The organism is Halorubrum sp. SP3 (assembly GCF_005435195.1).
GTDB classification, from domain to species: Archaea; Halobacteriota; Halobacteria; order Halobacteriales; family Haloferacaceae; genus Halorubrum; species Halorubrum sodomense.
The window spans coordinates 1-500 of sequence record NZ_SGTU01000083.1 but is presented as its reverse complement, the minus strand read 5'-3'; the positions used below and the strand labels follow the sequence as shown (position 1 = coordinate 500).

Sequence of the window (500 nt, the reverse complement as noted above, 5' to 3'; positions counted from 1 at the left end):
ACCACAGTCATAGTAACCCGCGAGTAAAAACTCTTGATGGCTGCGGTGCCAGTCCCTGATCCACGAAACTGATCCAAGCCCTGTCGACTTCAGTCATAACTGTTTCTTTCGAAGAGTCAAAAAACACCACGCGAGAGGCCGTTTTTTGTCGAATCGCTTCTTGCCGATGTCACTTACTCTAAGAGTTCTCGAACCGCTCCCTCGACTCCATCCTCTGTTCCCCACCCAAGGAAATTACTGGCGCTCGAAATATTCACTTCGAACTCTTCTACCATAGTCTCGGCACTTCGTGGATTCTCCATCAACTCGATGTTCACCTCGATCCCGCGCTCCTCGCGTACAACCTCCCGAACGATCTCGGCCACGCGCATCACGCTCATATCCTCGTTACTCGCGATCTCGTACGTCTCAGCCCCCGTCTCGCCGTTCGAAAGCTGCTCCACCAACCGCTCCGCGCTTCGCACGTACGCCCGCGCCACGTCTTTCACATGAACGAAATT

At 53.6% G+C, this 500-nt stretch carries 1 pseudogene; it reads right to left on the bottom strand.

From position 1 onward, the window contains the following. Positions 1 to 173: 173 nt before the first annotated feature. Positions 174 to 500: pseudogene (locus tag EXE42_RS15430) on the bottom strand (NAD(P)-dependent oxidoreductase); the annotation flags it as partial.